Annotated in this window: 14 protein-coding genes; 5 read left to right on the forward strand and 9 right to left on the reverse strand. The window is 42.4% G+C overall.

The annotated features are described in order from the left end of the window. Nucleotides 1-301: 301 nt before the first annotated feature. Nucleotides 302-952 (forward strand): transcriptional regulator, encoded by a 651-nt coding sequence (locus MHH56_RS22450; RefSeq protein ID WP_339203906.1) that lies wholly within the window; start codon nucleotides 302-304, stop codon nucleotides 950-952. A 986-nt stretch (nucleotides 953-1,938) separates the two neighbouring features. Here the strand turns inward: MHH56_RS22450 and MHH56_RS22455 are convergent. The 6 genes from MHH56_RS22455 to MHH56_RS22480 all read right to left on the reverse strand — a co-directional run bounded on the left by MHH56_RS22455 (nucleotide 1,939) and on the right by MHH56_RS22480 (nucleotide 8,591). Next, complete coding sequence (locus tag MHH56_RS22455) at nucleotides 1,939-2,991, reverse strand: iron ABC transporter permease (protein ID WP_339203907.1); 1,053 nt, start codon at nucleotides 2,989-2,991, stop codon at nucleotides 1,939-1,941. Continuing rightward, nucleotides 2,988-3,947, reverse strand: coding sequence for an iron ABC transporter permease (locus tag MHH56_RS22460; RefSeq protein WP_339209705.1), 960 nt, complete (start codon nucleotides 3,945-3,947; stop codon nucleotides 2,988-2,990). The genes MHH56_RS22455 and MHH56_RS22460 overlap by 4 nt, the downstream gene beginning before the upstream one ends. An 84-nt stretch (nucleotides 3,948-4,031) precedes the next feature. Then, nucleotides 4,032-5,990, reverse strand: a complete 1,959-nt coding sequence (locus tag MHH56_RS22465; protein WP_339203908.1) for an AraC family transcriptional regulator — start codon at nucleotides 5,988-5,990, stop codon at nucleotides 4,032-4,034. Between the two features lie 148 nt (nucleotides 5,991-6,138). Then, a complete protein-coding gene (locus MHH56_RS22470; RefSeq protein ID WP_339203909.1) occupies nucleotides 6,139-6,603 on the reverse strand; it encodes a DUF4386 domain-containing protein in 465 nt (154 codons plus the stop codon). 26 nt (nucleotides 6,604-6,629) lie between these two features. Beyond that, entirely contained in the window at nucleotides 6,630-6,818 is a 189-nt protein-coding gene (locus tag MHH56_RS22475; protein WP_339203910.1) for a hypothetical protein, read from the reverse strand. A 591-nt stretch (nucleotides 6,819-7,409) separates the two neighbouring features. Beyond that, nucleotides 7,410-8,591 (reverse strand): ABC transporter permease, encoded by a 1,182-nt coding sequence (locus tag MHH56_RS22480; protein WP_339203911.1) that lies wholly within the window; start codon nucleotides 8,589-8,591, stop codon nucleotides 7,410-7,412. Between the two features lie 175 nt (nucleotides 8,592-8,766). Here MHH56_RS22480 and MHH56_RS22485 point away from each other — a divergent pair, with 175 nt between their 5' ends. After that, the gene (locus tag MHH56_RS22485) at nucleotides 8,767-9,381 is read left to right on the forward strand and encodes a TetR/AcrR family transcriptional regulator (protein ID WP_339203912.1); all 615 of its coding nucleotides are present in this window, start codon (nucleotides 8,767-8,769) and stop codon (nucleotides 9,379-9,381) included. A gap of 89 nt (nucleotides 9,382-9,470) precedes the next feature. Here the strand turns inward: MHH56_RS22485 and MHH56_RS22490 are convergent, their stop codons facing one another. Continuing rightward, nucleotides 9,471-9,863, reverse strand: a complete 393-nt coding sequence (locus MHH56_RS22490; RefSeq protein ID WP_339203913.1) for a MerR family transcriptional regulator — start codon at nucleotides 9,861-9,863, stop codon at nucleotides 9,471-9,473. 35 nt (nucleotides 9,864-9,898) lie between these two features. Then, nucleotides 9,899-11,353: a prolyl oligopeptidase family serine peptidase gene (locus tag MHH56_RS22495; protein WP_339203914.1), complete on the reverse strand. Its 1,455-nt coding sequence runs from the start codon at nucleotides 11,351-11,353 to the stop codon at nucleotides 9,899-9,901. A 264-nt stretch (nucleotides 11,354-11,617) separates the two neighbouring features. Between MHH56_RS22495 and MHH56_RS22500 the strand changes: the two genes are divergently transcribed. From MHH56_RS22500 to MHH56_RS22510, 3 genes are all read left to right on the forward strand, one after another. After that, nucleotides 11,618-12,820: a methyltransferase domain-containing protein gene (locus MHH56_RS22500; RefSeq protein WP_339203915.1), complete on the forward strand. Its 1,203-nt coding sequence runs from the start codon at nucleotides 11,618-11,620 to the stop codon at nucleotides 12,818-12,820. A 19-nt stretch (nucleotides 12,821-12,839) separates the two neighbouring features. Beyond that, nucleotides 12,840-13,790, forward strand: coding sequence for a GDP-mannose pyrophosphatase NudK (gene nudK / locus MHH56_RS22505; RefSeq protein ID WP_339203916.1), 951 nt, complete (start codon nucleotides 12,840-12,842; stop codon nucleotides 13,788-13,790). A 179-nt stretch (nucleotides 13,791-13,969) separates the two neighbouring features. Then, complete coding sequence (locus MHH56_RS22510; RefSeq protein WP_339203918.1) at nucleotides 13,970-15,430, forward strand: MFS transporter; 1,461 nt, start codon at nucleotides 13,970-13,972, stop codon at nucleotides 15,428-15,430. A gap of 64 nt (nucleotides 15,431-15,494) precedes the next feature. On the opposite strand, the gene MHH56_RS22515 is transcribed toward MHH56_RS22510, so the two are convergent. Further along, complete coding sequence (locus tag MHH56_RS22515) at nucleotides 15,495-16,265, reverse strand: aminoglycoside phosphotransferase family protein (RefSeq protein WP_339203920.1); 771 nt, start codon at nucleotides 16,263-16,265, stop codon at nucleotides 15,495-15,497. Nucleotides 16,266-16,350 lie beyond the last annotated feature (85 nt).

Consider the following 16,350-nt stretch of genomic DNA (forward strand, 5'->3'; position numbering starts at 1 on the left):
ATTTTATAAGCTGCGTTATCAGTTGGGTTCTTGAGAAAAATTGATTAGATGTCAATTGTTTGGGTGTGTTACTCAAGCTGTATATCAATAATATATCGTATTTTTTCAATTAATAGTGCATCTTACAAAAACTATGAGACACTTATGAATATTAGAAATAACGGCTATTGATGAAATAGTCAGCTGACGATATACTGACAACATAGGTCGTGAAGAACACGCCGCTGTCATACAACCATTCCTGTTTGGGAGTGTTTGTATGACAGCGGCGTTTTTATTTTGTAGAGGGGAAGTGTAAGTTATGGCATCTCAATTTGATCACAAATATAAGGAATGGTTACAAGCCAATATTGATTCAGAGAGTAATCATAGAAGACTTGAATTGCTCAATAAGGGACTTGGCCACGGAACAGTTGAATTTCTACGATCAGTATGGTTCCCTGCTGTCGGACATTTTGATCATCTGCTGCCTGAATGGGAAGTTCGCGATTTCAATAATGGCTATCGATATCTGGATCTTGCCTATATGCCAGGTGCCGCAAAAGGTGGAATTGAGATTCAAGGATATGCGTCCCATGCTCGAGATCTTGATGTAAGACGATTTAAAGATTTGTGTAGAAGGCATTGTTTGTTAGCTCTTGACGGTTGGATGCTGCTGCCTGTTGCTTACCCTTCTATTACGGACGAACCGCAACAATGCCAGCAGCTCGTTCTTGCTTTCATAGGTAAATTTATTTCTTCAGATGTGCCTTCACAGCTAATGAGCTCTGAAGCGGAAACATTACGACTGGCACAACGTTTGCTCCGACCAATAACTCCCTTAGAACTCGCTGAGCATCTCAGAGTAAGTGATCGACATGCAAGGCGTATTTTGTACAAACTCGTTGAACTCCAACTTTTAGAGGTATCAAGTGGCCACCAACGTTGCCGTACCTTTAAAATTCGATTGTAACGTTATACGTCGTAGGAGCATGAGAGTGGGTAATGCGACGGTGATAGTCTAAATTACGTGCGTGTGTACATGAGTCAGTAATACTCAATGTAACTTGGGTGTGGACTTGTGTCGGTAATGCTCAATGTAAAATCGGCGTGGGGTTATTTCGGTAATACTCAATGTTGCTTGGACGTGGGTTTGTTCCGGTAATACTAGATGTAACTTGGGCGTAGGTTTGTCTCGGTAATACTCAATGTAACATCGGCGTGGATTTTTTATCGGTAGTTCTCAATGTTGCTTGGGCCTGGGTTTGTGTGGGTCAAAGTTGCGTGGGGCGTTTGAATTCTTACTGTGACAGAAGAAGCAGCTTGGGTGGCGGGTGTTACGGACATAGGTTCCGCTATTTAATAAATTTAGCTCTTTTTTTGATCTTAACGGACATAGGTTCCGTTATTTACTAGAAAACCAGAGTATCTGGAGTGTTTCAACACATATAACGGAACATATGTAAACCTCCCAAGGTTCTCAAATAGCGGAACTGATGTCCGTTAGAAAAACTTGAGCAGGTTACGATTGTAGATAAGCATACAGATGTTGTATTTTCGCCATTGAATGGTCAATGTTCCTACGGTTCTCCCTAATTTCATATCCATGATTTGCTTAAACTCGGCGAAATGCAGCTGTTACAGGTATCATGTGGTCATCAACGTTTCCGGACCTTTAAAATTTGGTTGTAGTGATGTATATCATAATAGTTGGGTGCGGGATTCAGAAGGTGACAGATAAAGTAGCAGGGGTGGGATAAATAATTTCGTCGATAATATCGGAGTATTCATAAATAAATTATAATAACCATCGTTTACCAACGTCAGCTATAGTCCTAAGTTACTTTTTCTAAAATTCCCCCAATGACAAATGCCCCGAGTGCTGCACACAGCAAAATAAAAACAAGAACCCCCTCGGACGAAGTGGTTCTTGTTTCTGTTCTTGTTTGTTGCTCCTTATTAAGAAGACCTCATTAACAAATACAAAAAATAAGGAACGCTAAGCATCGTTACAAATATTCCAGCTGGCATATCAGGTCCTGACACAAGTGCCCTGACAATTGTATCCGCACTAAGTAAAATGATTCCACCGATCATACCCGATGCAGGCAATAGAAACTTATGGTCCGAGCCTACTAGCTTGCGTGCCAAATGCGGACTAATTAAACCGATAAAAAAAATCGAGCCGCCCAAAGCAACACTGCCTGATGCCAAAGCAACTGCTGCGAGCGCCAAGCTTACAAACGACTTTCGGACGTTCACACCTACTCCTGTAGCTGTTGTATAACCAAGACCAATCGTATTCAGCAGGCTAGATTTATACCATACGTAACCGGATAAGAGCAAAACCCAAGGAGCTAGAATAGCGATATAGCTCCATTCGTCTCCCCACAGATAACCGGCTTGCCATTTTTGCGCGAATACAAACTGATCGTTATTAAGCTTAAGCGTCAGGAACAACGTTACTGCACCGAGTCCTACATTAATAGCGACACCTGTTAAAATAAGACGGGTTGGAGACGGAAACGCTCCTTTTCTATAAGCCAGCAAATAAATCAATAATGCAGCCAGCAATCCGCCTACAAAGGCGAGCAATGGCAAAAAAATAGCAGAGGACATACTTGTAAGTCCGACAGTAGAAATAAAGAGTAATACAGCTAAGCCTGATCCCGCGCTAATGCCAATCATTCCCGGATCAGCCAGATCATTGCGAAGAATGCCTTGCATGACTGTACCTGAAGCGGCCATCCCCATGCCAACTAACACAGCCAGCACGATGCGGGGAAGTCTAAACTTAAATACGACCAACTCGTTTTTCGCCGTACCATTGCCAAATAACGTTTGAATGACATCGACTGGACCAAGCGACATTTTACCGAGATTCATACTGCATATCGCGCCAGCGATAAGAAGAACGAACAATGAGACCACGATAAAAATCCGTTTGCGCTTCGCTCGTTGGTTATATGGATCAGCTGCTGATGGCTTTATACGACTTAGCTCAGCATTCATTCAAGGTCACTCCTCACTCTGCTCGAAATGAACAGAAAAAGCGGGACACCAAGCATTGCAAACACAATGCCAAGTGCTACTTCATTCGGACGATTAACTAACCGCCCCGTCAAATCCGCAGCCAACATGAAAATGCCGCCATATACAGCTGATGCTGGGATGATATATCGGTAATCAACACCGACGATTAGCCTCATTAAATGGGGAACGATTAGCCCAACAAATGCTATAGGGCCAACAAGTACAACAGATAAGCCGGAAAGGATGAGAACCGCTAGCGTAGATAATAGCTTAATTTGCGTTATACGCTGCCCGAAGCCCACCGCAATATCTTCTCCAAGACTTAATATGGCAATGGAAGGAGACAAAACAAAAGCAAGAATCATTCCTCCTACAAACCAAGGCGCAATTAGTGCGAGCTCACTCCAAGTTGCCCCGGCCACACTGCCGGCTGTCCAATAGGAAAGCGCTTGTCCAACGTTAAATCGAATGGAGACAAAAGTACCCATTGCCCCAAACAGCATTGTAATGGACATACCAGCAAGGACGAGCCGCTGGGGAGTCATGCCTCGTTTGTTAAGTGATGCGACTAGGTAAGTCATGACGGCTCCAAGACCCGCTCCTGCAAAACATACAAGAAGCTTATCCATATAACTAATACCCGGTATAAATGCAAGAACGAGCACCATGGCAAAAGCTGCCCCCGAGTTTACGCCCATTAAGCCTGAATCAGCAAGCGGGTTGCGGGTCGTTCCTTGCATAATCGCTCCAGCCACCGATAAGCTGATTCCTACTATAATGTCAGCAACCGTTCGCGGAAACCTTAGTGCTTGAATGATTTGATGTTCTGGTATGTCCGGATTAAAAGAAAATACTGCAGTCCAAGCAATAGAAATATCCATTCGTGCTGCACCGAATGAAATTGATGCGGCAGCGGCTATCAAGAGCAGCAGCATGCCAAGGAGAAGAAATAGCCCAAAGAAAGCTCTGCCGCGAAATACGGGATTTATACGGTTGGTTTTTATCGCAGCCATCCTAAATTACTTGCCTGCAGCCGTAGCTAACAAGCTATCCGTAATCATATCAAGCTGAGTCCTTAGGGAATAGATATCCGTGTAATAAAACAAACCAAAAGGAGCCTCTATAACACGCTTTTCCTTAACTGCAGCTATACTGCTCCAAACCGGATTGTCTGACAAATCGTCCATACCTTCCCACGAACTGCGCAGCAATATATCCCCAACATATTGCGGCATTACTTCCATAGAGATCGTTTGGCTTTCAGCTGCTTTCGACTTTTCAAGCTTCTTCTGAATGATCTCTGGTCCTTTCATGCCTAAATAATCGTAAACGATTTGGGAGCCACGACCATACTGCTTGCTCTCGATAACCAGCATTTCCTTCTTGTCGCCTTCGACAATCGTGATCGTTTTATCAAGTATTCCAGCCGAACGAAGCTTCTCCTTGCTAAGTTCCACTTTGTTGTTGAAATCATCCAGAAACGCTTTTGCTTCCTTCTCCTTGCCGAATACCTCGCCTAGCTTCATAATCCGCTCTTCTGTAGATACCTGATCGGCAGCAATGAGAACAGTTGGCGCAATATCCTTTAAATTACTGTAGCTATTCTCAGAATTCACGATAATCAGATCAGGATCCAGCGCCATTACTGCTTCTGGACTCGTTTCATCCCAATGTCCTAATGATTCTGCCCCTTTCAATTGCTCTGAAAAAGCCGCCCCGTCATACACCTCGGAAATCCCGATTGGATTGACACCTAGTGCAACGATGTCGCCTAGCATATACAAAACAACAACACGTTTTGGGTTTGCTGGAACGATGACATCTCCTTTAATAGTAGAGATCGTGCGAGTGCCTTCTTCACTTACCGTCTCGGAATTTGGTGAAGCCGTTGCGGTAACGTTTACTGCAGATCCAGTAGAGTTAGTCCCAACATTCGTCCCCCCACTAGAGCAAGCGCCTAGCAGCAACGTTAAACTGAGCAGCGTGCTCAGGATTAGTAACGATTTTTTATTCCTTTTCATACTAATAAAACCTCCGCTTTTGTATTGGTAATGATTATCACTACCAATTACACTATAGCGTCGTAATCTTGAGGCGCCAATGGACAATTTAGAACTGAAGCGCGGACTATCTTCCGATGTTGCCTTTTCTCGTTCCATGGCCTGATATCGTACTGGAGACAAACCGGTCTGTTTTTTAAACAGTCGGCTAAAATAATATTCATCCGCATACCCGACTTGCGACGCAATAACCCGCAAGGATGACCTCGTCTCCAGCAGCAGCTTTTTGGATTCATTTATACGGATCTGAATGAGATATTCAATGGGACTAGCTCCCGTTTGCTGCTTAAATTTCGTCGATAAATAACGAGGACTATAATTGTATTGATTCGCAAGAAAATCAAGCGTGATTCCTTCTTGATAGTGATTATGAAGATAACGTATCACTAGCTTCACGAGATCCTTTTGACCGTTTTTCGAATCGAACGTTTTTTGATTCCGCAATACCTCATGAACAAATTGATAAAATAAACCCTTTATCTCCACACTGCCAAGGCTGCCTGAATTTTTTAATGTCTGCTCCATCGAGGACATCAGAAATAACATGGCGCGCGGTTCCTCCGGTTCAAATCCATATTGGATTTCAAACGGACTTTTACGCTCGAGCCACTGCCTCATTTCCCTCCAGCCAGAAAAAGCGAGCTTCGCTCGATAAAATAAAAAATAAAACTCAAACTCTTCCTTCGCTTCGATCTCCAATATCATCCCTTTTGATCCGTGCAGCAAATAAGATCGCCGTGTCTGATGAATGACATCGTCAAGTATCAAATGTGCCGAGCCACGAACTCCAAAAATAAAGCCACTAGCGGGAAAGCGATAATTTACCATACACTCACCAGCATTCATGACCGTGTGCCTAATATCAAATATTTTAGCAGCTGAATGATTCCAAATCGCAATTTGCTCTTCGAACTTCATGATGTTTCTCCTCTAATGCATTACTTTTTTATTCATTATAATTGAAAATCGTTCTCAATTAAAGTGTGACCAACGAAATATTCGTTTATGGAGTTCCAACTAACATAAAAAAACACACCCGTTTCGATGTGTTTATCATGCGTATCCGTTATTTTTTTATTGCCTGAGCATCTATCGCCGATAAGTTAAATCCTTTTACAATCAGCCATATTGGAAAAATGATTTCAAAGATTGCCCCCGGAATATACAGTACCATTCCTACGTCATGGCCAATAATACCGAAACATCCACTTGCGAATAAAGCTGCGTATCCAATTAGTCCAATAATTGATATGATTCTTGGAATAAGTTTCGATCGGTACAATAAATAGCAAAACATCAAGCTGCCCACGCTAAGAGCTAACATCCCCATATCAAATGCCGCAAAATGTCCTTTTACAGCTAAAGCAGCCATGGTCTGAAACTCATTACTATCCGCTGCTCCTGTAGCAATATATTTCTCACTTAACAGGACTAGCAATTGCAGGGCGACTATACTCACGATAAGAAGTACAGACTCAATAATTCTCGAACCAAAGTAACCAAGTGCCAAAGCCTCATCTTGTTTTTTCAATATGGGGTACATCAGCATGGCAATACCTACAATGGCTGCGCAATTAATTCTAAAAACATACCTGTTATTACTTTCATTCTATCCGGGTAAAGATGTTCAAGAAACAACTGCTTGTTTAGAACCGATTCTATAAGCCCATTTCCTGCCATATAGGCTGCCGTTGCTATAAAAAATAATACCCCAACCATTATTGCCGTCTTCCTGTTTGCATTCATATTCTAACTCCTTTGCATTATAATTACCCGCTCGATATAAGTAATATATCTACTAAGAAGTGTTGGATATAGATACTAAAGTATGTTTTTGAGGTATGGTTATTGAAGTGTTGGTTTTTGAGGTATAGTTTTGAGTCGACACCTTCACACTCCGAGTTATGGTGGAGGATAGAGTTCAGATTCATCAAGCTATCGCCTTTGTGTGATTGGAAACATAGCGTTCTTATTACATTTACTTAAAAAATAGGCCGAACCCCGCTGCACGAGCATGTTACGGACATACGTTCCGCTATTTGCGTAATTACGTCTACTTTTGGCTGTCTTACGGACATAGGTTCCGCTATTTGCTTTAAAACGAGTCTTTTTTGAGTGCTACAGCACAAATAGCGGATCTCATGTCCGTTAATGTGTCAAAACCTCCAAAAATTCAAAATTAGCGGATCTGATGTCCGTTAGCGATGAAAGACAACACCTCTCGGGTCAAACAAAGCGAGGTTATCCGTAAAATATACGTTTATAAAAAAAAACCACTCCTACCAAAGGAGTGGCATCAAATCAAACTAATATAGACTAATAACTAACGAATATAGCTTAATAACTATTTTGTAATGCAGCCTGCGATAAAACTTCTTTTTCTCTCTTAAAACTAGCAGCAAGCAGAATTAGAAGGAAGCCTCCTCCGATGTACCACAACATGTACGCGTTGGAGCTTACGGCATCCAGTCCTCCGAAGTACATTACCTCCCTCATTCCTACAGCGGCGAATCGAAGCGGCGTCCAAGAATAGATCCAATCATGCGATGTTTGGGACAGAAACTCCGGTGCCATGTTAAGCAGCGGCATAGAGAAAAACATAAGCAGTACGAGAATCCCCATTGCCGGCATGCCAATCCAGTTCAACAGTGCGGACTGCAGCATATAGAATGTCGCACCCACCAGCCATAGGAATAACCACGTATCCCACGCCTGCGCTAGCTCCATACCATACCAAGAAGAAGCCATCCAGACGAGAAAGCCTGATGCGATACCAACGATGACAACTCCTGCAGCAGGCTGCATCGAGATTGAGGACAATCTGCTTGCTCCAGCTTTCATTGCGTTGCCGCCTGCGATAAACAGAATTAATGCTGTCACTAAGCTGCCCATCCACATAATTTGTGTCAGTAAACCCGGTGCATTGCCAGCAGCATTGTTCGTACCGACCGTATGCACAGTCTCTTCCTGCACATTGATCGGGGAGAGCAAAGCTTGGGCAGCAGCTACGGTTACTTGCTGCGTTTTCTCACCTATTTGCACAAGCATCGACTTAGACAACTCTGCTCCAGTCAACTTCATCGCTTGCCCCAGACTTTGTTTCACAAGCGTCGCAGCTTGTGAGTTCGACCCTTCACTTACAATAATCTGAACAGTCGCTGGCTTCGGTGACGGTCCAGCTAATGAAGCGATTCCCGCGCTCAAATCAGCTGGAAGAATCATTGCTCCATAATACTCTCTATTATCAATTCCCGCGCGTGCTTCTTCTTCCGAACTAACAATCGTCCAAGAAATGGGCAACTGATCGTTTTCCATCAGCTTTTGTTTCAACATTTCACCCACCGCAAGCGAACCGCCAGTTGGTATGTTCACAGATTGGTCGAGCGTGACAAGCGCCACAGGCACATCCTTGGGCTTTGTGCCAAGCACCGATCCCATCATTGCCGCTCCAAAGACGACGAGCACGACCAGAACGATCAACATTCCGATCCACGTTATTTTTTGTTTAAAAATCCCCATGATTTCTATCCACTCCTTCTCTCTATTAATTAACAAGGTGTTGATTAGCGTTCATGTTGTTAATTATAATGAGATGAGGGAAAAGTACAATAATCACTTCTATCCACAGTGTTCATTACTCATCATTCCTTTTAACGTCTGTTCATTAACTCGAAAAATAGGGGGATTATATACCTTGAGTGATAAACTTGATCGCAGGCAAATTCGTACCAAGCAGCTTTTATATGAAGCGCTGATGAGCTTGATTGAAGAAAAAGGTGCTGATACCGTCACTGTGACTGATGTTGCTAACCGGGCGAATGTGAACCGGGGCACTTTCTACTTGCATTACCGAGATGTGCCTGATATGCTTCAGCAGCTGAAAGACGAAGTATTTGCCACTGTAGAAGCATGCGTCATGAAATTCGATATAATGGAAGCGAGAACGTATCTCGACAAAGATGAACCGTATCCGCAAAGCATCAAAATTTTCGAAGAGCTAGCCCGTCATGCCGATTTTCTTCGCATCATGTTTGGACCAAAGGGTGACATGTCGTTGGCGATTCAATTTCGCACATTGCTCGCTTCACATATTTATGAGAAAATCAAAATCTTGCCTCAGCATAAAGTCGTCATGCCGCCCGAATATGTCGTAGCCTATATGACATCGGCCAACTTTGGCATTTTCATGCACTGGATCGAATCTAGACTAAGCCAAACCCCGACGCAAATGGCCAAGATGATGATCCGAATCATGAACTATGGGCCTTTAGTTTCATTTGGCCTTAAGGATGCGCCGTCTGGGAGTTAAAATAATTTTCGCTTAATCATCCTCTATGTGTCGCTTCATAAAAAAGACAATGAAGCCCTATTAGCTCCATTGTCTTTATCTCAACATACTTAATCATCCAACGTACGAAATGATCGCAAATAATTTTGGATGTCCCCTTGCGGGGTTTCAAGCAAGCCGGAAAGCATTTTTTGCATGCCATGCAGCTTTTTAACTTTTTCATCGATCTCTATAATTTTATTCCGTACTAATTCCTTTAACAGCTCCTCATCCATGTCTTGACTAAGCATTTGCAAACCTTCTTGGATTTCCTTTAACGAATAACCTAATGATTTCGCATCTTTGATGAATTTAATCTTTACAAGATAATCATCAGAATATATTCGGTACCCACTTGCTACCCGGCGGGGAGCAGGCAGAAGCCCTCTCTCCTCATAATAGCGGATAGTAGCCATGCTTAATCCCGTTTTCTTTGCCAATTCACCGCGTGTCATCCCTTCCATGAGTGTCCCCCAGACTATTAGCAAAAATAGTTCAATTACATTCTCTTTTTTGTATAAACCGCATTAAACTTCACTTCGGGATATTCCGGCGAATGACCGTTAAGGAGAGCCTGCTGTTCATCTTTTAAATATTGATCAAAAAAGGCTCTTACATAGGACCGAGTTATATCAATATTATGCGCTGGTTTAATGCCCTTAGCAAAAATTGATGGCGATATAAGCGCTATATCCGTGAAGCTCTGGTGATTAAAATGATCGATGGTCAAATAGTAAGTGTCATTTGTGCTTCTCGTCATCACCGACTCCAAATCAGGAGTAAACTCCTCATAGAAATAATTGTTCTTTTTCGTATTCGTTGGATCTAAGCTCGCTGCTGTACTGCTGGACATCATATACATAAAAGGCTGCTGCAATCCCGTATGGGCAATTTCACCCCAAAAGCCGCCTTCTAAGCTAACACCTGCCTTGAATCGCTTGTCCTGTGCGAGTGCTTCAGCAGTCGTTGCTCCTCCATAGGAGTGTCCAAATATGCCAACGTGATCTAAATCGAGCTTGCCTTCGAACAAACCATTAGGGTCCGACGTGTTCCATTTTGTTATCGTATCCAGCACAAAGGATGCATCTGCTGCACGAATGCCAACGCCCTTGATGTTGTAGTTGTATAGCTCTGCCGAAGATGGAAACTCAGGTGTTGCTTCATAAAAAATAGAGCGCCCATCAGGAAATTTAACTTTAGCCGATGAATAGGGATGGTCCATGCCGACAACAATGTATCCGTGGCTGACCAGCTCCTCGATAGCTGTTATGCTCTGGAACCGGGTTGATCGAATTCCTGGAGAGAACAGCAATACCGGATAGCTGCTTTTATCTGAAGACAACTCCGCTCCAGCAACAGCATGCGTAGGAATTGCTGTGACATGACTGAATATCTGCTTCGGAATACCAAATACCAAACTGATCGCATCCCCGAGTTCAGCTGGATAATGCTCCACTTTCTTACCTTCCATTTTACTCCGATCAGCAGGATACCAAATATTCAGCATAAGCTCCCGTTTGTCACTAAGGTCATCTCCAGTTAAGATCTCATCGCGCGTCACATCTGTTAAATGCTGTGAAATGGTCCCAATCCCATAACTTCCAGTTGGCTCAGGCATTGTAAACACGGGCAGCAGTCTGCTCAAATACATAGAAGAAACCGAAAGAGCCAATACGACAACAGTTAGCAGACTGTTTTTTAACAAACGCTTAGTGCGGACTTTGCTATGCGGCTTAGCCAATCTAAGGACCAGTACAATGATAAGCATCAACACAGCGGCATAGGCCGGAACCATCTGTATGCGAAAATGATCGATTATTCCATGCAATAATACAACCAACACTAAGGACATACATAAAACGGCATTCAGCCGCCGCTCCCTTTTGCCAAATAGGATTCCCGCCGTGACTGCAATAATGACCAAAATAACAAATACCTCTAATACTCGCATCATACATAACCTCCAACTTCATCTCAGACTTCAATTATGGATAGCCGTAATTGATAAGATAGAGCATAAATGTTGAAGTATACTTCAAGGTCAAGCTTTAATTGAGACAAATAATAAAATTTCCCTGATATACTTGTTTTATATTAGGAAGAATCTTAAAACTTATTTCATAGGAACAACAACTATTTAAAAAAAATCAAAAAAATAAAGCTTGAAGGTGACGTAACGTCACCAAATATACTTGAAATGATGAGGGAGGTCGAGTGCTTGAGGAGACTGGAAAGCCCATTCCTAACAACGGGTCAGCTCGCACAGCGAACAGGAATAACGATAAGAACACTCCGCTATTATGACAAAATCGGATTGTTAAAGCCTGCCAAACAAAACAATTCATCAACCCGTCTATACAGTAAAGATGATATGACACGGCTGCAAAAAATTCAGATGCTTAAGTTCATCGGATTATCGCTATCTGAAATTAGTCAAATTATGTTTAATGAAACGCAGGCCGAACGAGAGCTGCGAAGCTCGTTGAAAACGCAAAAGGATATCATCCAACACAAAATCGCTCATATGCTGGACGTATCCAAAACCATTGATGAAGCCATGGCTATGATTGATGATCAAGGTGAGGAATTGAATTGGGAAGGTTTGGCTAGCATTATCCAGTCAATACATAAGGAAAAAGAATGGTGTGAGCAATACTATAATGCCGTTCGCCTGCAGACGCGAATCCGGCTTTATGACCAGTTTAGTTGGAACAAAATCGGATGGCATCGGTGGTTCTTTGAGCATCTTGGCTCTCTTCCCGATCTAAAAGTGCTGGAACTTGGATGCGGAGACGCTGCCTTATGGAGTAGAAATGCAAACCTTATTCCCGAAACCTGGAGTGTTACGCTTACGGATCTATCGCAAGGTATGCTTGATGAGGCTAAGGTTCTTTTAGGTGGACATAGCGGGAGGTTTAAATTTCTGCTTGCCGACGCCCAGGCTATTCCATTTCACGATAATGAATTCGATATCGTAATTGCCAATCACATGCTCTATCATGTGCTCGATATTAACCAAGCTGTATCAGAAATGCACCGAATTCTAAAGCCTGGCGGACACGTGTACGCCTCAACGATGAGCAAGAGCCATTTGCAAGAAATAGAACAGTTAACTAAAGCTTTTGATCCGAATATTCAGGTGTTGGACCCTGTGATGGAACGATTCCATTTGGATAATGGGAGTGAGATGCTGCATAACTTTTTTATGGAGATTAAACAGATCCGGTTTGAGGATTATATGCTGATTGATCATGAGCTGCCTCTTGTTCAGTACATTACATCAACGCCGATGAACGCGAGAAAGATTCTTGTTGGTGAGAAGCTCGACCAATTCAAAACTTATTTACAGGCTAAAATCACAGAAAAAGGGAGCCTCTATATTACGAAAGATTCCGGGTTCTTTTATGGCAAAAAACAATAGAGAATTAGGAGAGATACTTATGACACCTAATATTCAAATCGTGAAAGAAGAGATTTTATCTGACAACTGGTATCTTCTAAAAAAAATAATATTCAATTACCAAAAACGTGACGGCAGCTGGGAAACGCATTCTCGGGAGGCGTATGATCGCGGCAACGGCGCTGCAATTTTACTTTATAACCGGGAGAAACAAACCGTAATTTTGACTCGTCAATTTCGAATGCCGACTTATGTTAATGGAAATGAGACAGGGATACTTATTGAGGCTTGCGCAGGATTACTGGATAATGATTCACCTGAGGATTGTATTCGCCGTGAAACAGAAGAGGAAACCGGATATAAAGTAACGAATGTGCAAAAGATTGGGGAAGCTTATATGTCCCCTGGGTCCGTCACTGAAATTTTATATTTTTTTGTAGCTGAATATACCTCGCATATGCATACAGGTCAAGGTGGTGGCGTAGAACAAGAACAGGAAGAAATCGAGGTGCTGGAGTTATCTTTTGAGCAGGCGCTGAGCATGGTCGAAAATGGTGAAATACGAGATGCAAAAACAATTATGCTTCTCCAATATGCTCAATTGCATGGGCTGCATCAGCCTATCAGCAAGCCACAACATATATTAATAGCAGGTCCTTACCGCTCCAATACTGGTGATGATCCGGTGCTGATCAAGGCTAATATGCAGCTGATGAATGAATCAGCTCTAAGCGTTTATCAGATGGGACATATGCCTGTCCTTGGGGAATGGTACGCCCTCCCTCTCATCGAAACCAGTGGATCACAACGCATCGGAGATGCGATTTTCGAACGGATATTCCACCCCTCCTCCACTCGTTTGTTATCCCATTGCGACGCCGTTCTACGAATAGGAGGACCGTCCAAGGGAGCCGATGAAATGGTAAGCACAGCTGTAGCCAAGGGGAAAAAGATATATTACAATCTCGCTGAAATTCCAGTATTAAGCTAGCCATCGCGCTACGGATTGATGCTCGAATTCACCATTTCTGACGACAACTTCCAGAAATATATCGTTGATCTCATATTTGTTGCTGAACCTTCACTTTCCATCTGCCTCGTTCTATTTTTATCGCCTAATTAAATGTTAGAATAGAGAGATCAATTCAATCTATATTAGGAGCATGAAAAGTGCGAGGACATCCAATTCACATTTTACGAATCACAGGTTTTCTAGATGGCATTTCATTACTTTTATTATTATGTATCGCTATGCCCTTGAAATATATATGGGGAATAGAGCAAGCCGTGACCCTTATGGGAAGTATTCACGGAGGGATTTTCAGTTTATATGCTGTAGCGATACTTTACGCAGCTATTCGAGTGAAGTGGAGTTTGCTTTGGCCTGCAGCAGCAGTAATTGCGGCTTTTGTGCCATTAGGCAACTTTTTGCTCGATTGGAAGCTGAAGAAGGCACAAGCCAAATATAGCGTAAAACCATTCAACTATGCCATATTAGTGTACAGTATCGTTTTTTTCTCTTTTATTGATTTATTTGCACAGCTGCCGGTTATGAGTACTTTTGCCGCTTCCGTTGGTGCAAGCTCGTTTATTGTAGGCATTGTTGTTGGGCTTTATTCATTAACCAATACGTTTGGCAACATATTGTCAGGTATTATGACGGATAAGGTAGGGCCGTTCAAAATACTAATGATCGGTTTGCTTCTGACAAGCAGCGCATTGCTGCTATATCAATTCGTTGACTCTCCAGTCGTATTAATAATCGTACGAATCATTCATGGTTTTGTGGCCGGATTAATTGTTCCAGCTGCGTTTACTTTCTCTGCAAATACTACGATAAATAATGAGCAAGGGAAAAAAGTTGCCTTCACGGGTACATTTGTTGGATTAGCCGCCATTATTGGACCTGCTTTCAGCGGAATTATGGCAAGCAAAACTTCCGTACCCTTCGTTTTTACTTGTGTAGCTGTATTAGGATTTGCACTCGCCATTTTGTCTGCAATTTTTCTAAGCAAGTACAAACCATTGAAGAAAGAAAAAGAAAAAACGATCGAACAAGCAGCAGGCTCATTCTTTAATGCAGGTGTTGTAAAAGCTTATGGCGGTGCCTTTTTCTTAATGTTCTCTCAAGGCGTAATCGCTTATTTGTTGCCGCTGCATGTTCAAACGCTTGGATATGATTCGAAACTAAGCGGTACGCTAATGAGCACTTTTGGGATCATCGCTGTTCTCATGTTTGTACTTCCTACAAACCGTATATTCGATCGCGTTTCCCCATCACGAACGATGGCATTAGGCATGGGTTTAATGGGATTAAGTCAGCTGCTTATTAGCCAATCGTCAACGACATTAGGACTTTATTTTGTTTTAGGACTATATGGTATCGGCTTTGCTTTCTTGTTCCCATCCATCAATACGATGCTCATTAGAGCTACGCCAGCAGAGCTTCGCGGGAAAGCTTATGGATATTTCTACGCCTTCTTCTCTCTTGGTGTGGTTGCAGGCTCATCCGTTCTGGGATGGCTTCCTTTCAACATTATCGAAGGGTTCATCTTTACTGGAATCATCCTTCTGTTATTTACTGCTTTCATCGCCTTGAACAAGCAAAAAGAGCAAGCCTTCAATCACTAGTGCATAGCTGCAAAAAAAAGACAGCATTCCATTCAACTGGAGGCTGTCTTTTTCTTTCTCCGCTTTAGCCGCTATTTACTGTTGTTCTCCAGCGGGGTTCGTCAGGACATTCTCCGACTCTAGCCGCAATGATTACCGATAAATAGTCTTGTATCACTTCTCGGGTAACATCCATTTGGACAAGATACAAATCTGCCAATGTTCTCTTTAATCCCCTGACCACCTCTATATCCTCTGTACCTTCAGGCACGGGTGTATACTCTACCAAAAATACAGTTCTTGCAACATCATATAAAAAATGTCCGTGACACACATTCATGAAATCGATAACTTTTGTCTGACCATTGAATAATAGTATATTGCCTGGATGAAAATCACCATGACAAAGTGTGTCTCCATCCTTCAATTCACTCCATTTTTGCAATACGCCTTCTTGTTCCATTGCATTAGCCGATGACGCATTTATTATATTGTATTTTAAAAATGATTTGTAATCCGGCACATTGCTAGTGCTAACTCTGTTCTGTAAAATCGACTTATGAAGCTTGGACATATGCTCCGCGCATCCATGGAGATCACCTGTTTTCAAAACCCAATCGAGCAGTGATTCGCCCTCCGCTTTGTCATAAATAATACCCATTCGCTCTTCACAACTAATCATTTCATATGCCTTTGGTTTTGCGAAGTTCATATCATTAATGGCTTGTGCGTTTCTAAACTCTCTTTCCACATCACTTTTTGGATAACCGTGCACGAAAAGCTTAAGCACTGTCCCTTCTTCCCATTCATATACCGATGCGGTATTGCCTTCTCCGATTAATTTCCCATACTTCATTGATGTCATCTTTCCTTTCCAAATGGCTGCTTCATTCATGGTATCATCTATACTTTTCTACCAATAATCATAGCATATTATGGAA

This window comes from Paenibacillus sp. FSL K6-3182 (genome assembly GCF_037976325.1).
In the GTDB taxonomy this organism is placed as follows: domain Bacteria; phylum Bacillota; class Bacilli; order Paenibacillales; family Paenibacillaceae; genus Pristimantibacillus.

Bases quoted from the DNA above. Each gene is read 5' to 3' on its own strand.
- MHH56_RS22480 (WP_339203911.1), bottom strand. From the start codon at position 8,591: ATGGGGATTTTTAAACAAAAAATAACGTGGATCGGAATGTTGATCGTT.
- MHH56_RS22450 (WP_339203906.1), top strand. From the start codon at position 302: ATGGCATCTCAATTTGATCACAAATATAAGGAATGGTTACAAGCCAAT.
- MHH56_RS22495 (WP_339203914.1), bottom strand. From the start codon at position 11,353: ATGATGCGAGTATTAGAGGTATTTGTTATTTTGGTCATTATTGCAGTC.
- MHH56_RS22455 (WP_339203907.1), bottom strand. From the start codon at position 2,991: ATGAATGCTGAGCTAAGTCGTATAAAGCCATCAGCAGCTGATCCATAT.
- MHH56_RS22475 (WP_339203910.1), bottom strand. From the start codon at position 6,818: ATGAATGCAAACAGGAAGACGGCAATAATGGTTGGGGTATTATTTTTT.
- MHH56_RS22465 (WP_339203908.1), bottom strand. From the start codon at position 5,990: ATGAAGTTCGAAGAGCAAATTGCGATTTGGAATCATTCAGCTGCTAAA.
- nudK (WP_339203916.1), top strand. From the start codon at position 12,840: ATGACACCTAATATTCAAATCGTGAAAGAAGAGATTTTATCTGACAAC.
- MHH56_RS22460 (WP_339209705.1), bottom strand. From the start codon at position 3,947: ATGCTGCTGCTCTTGATAGCCGCTGCCGCATCAATTTCATTCGGTGCA.
- MHH56_RS22515 (WP_339203920.1), bottom strand. From the start codon at position 16,265: ATGAAGTATGGGAAATTAATCGGAGAAGGCAATACCGCATCGGTATAT.
- MHH56_RS22490 (WP_339203913.1), bottom strand. From the start codon at position 9,863: ATGGAAGGGATGACACGCGGTGAATTGGCAAAGAAAACGGGATTAAGC.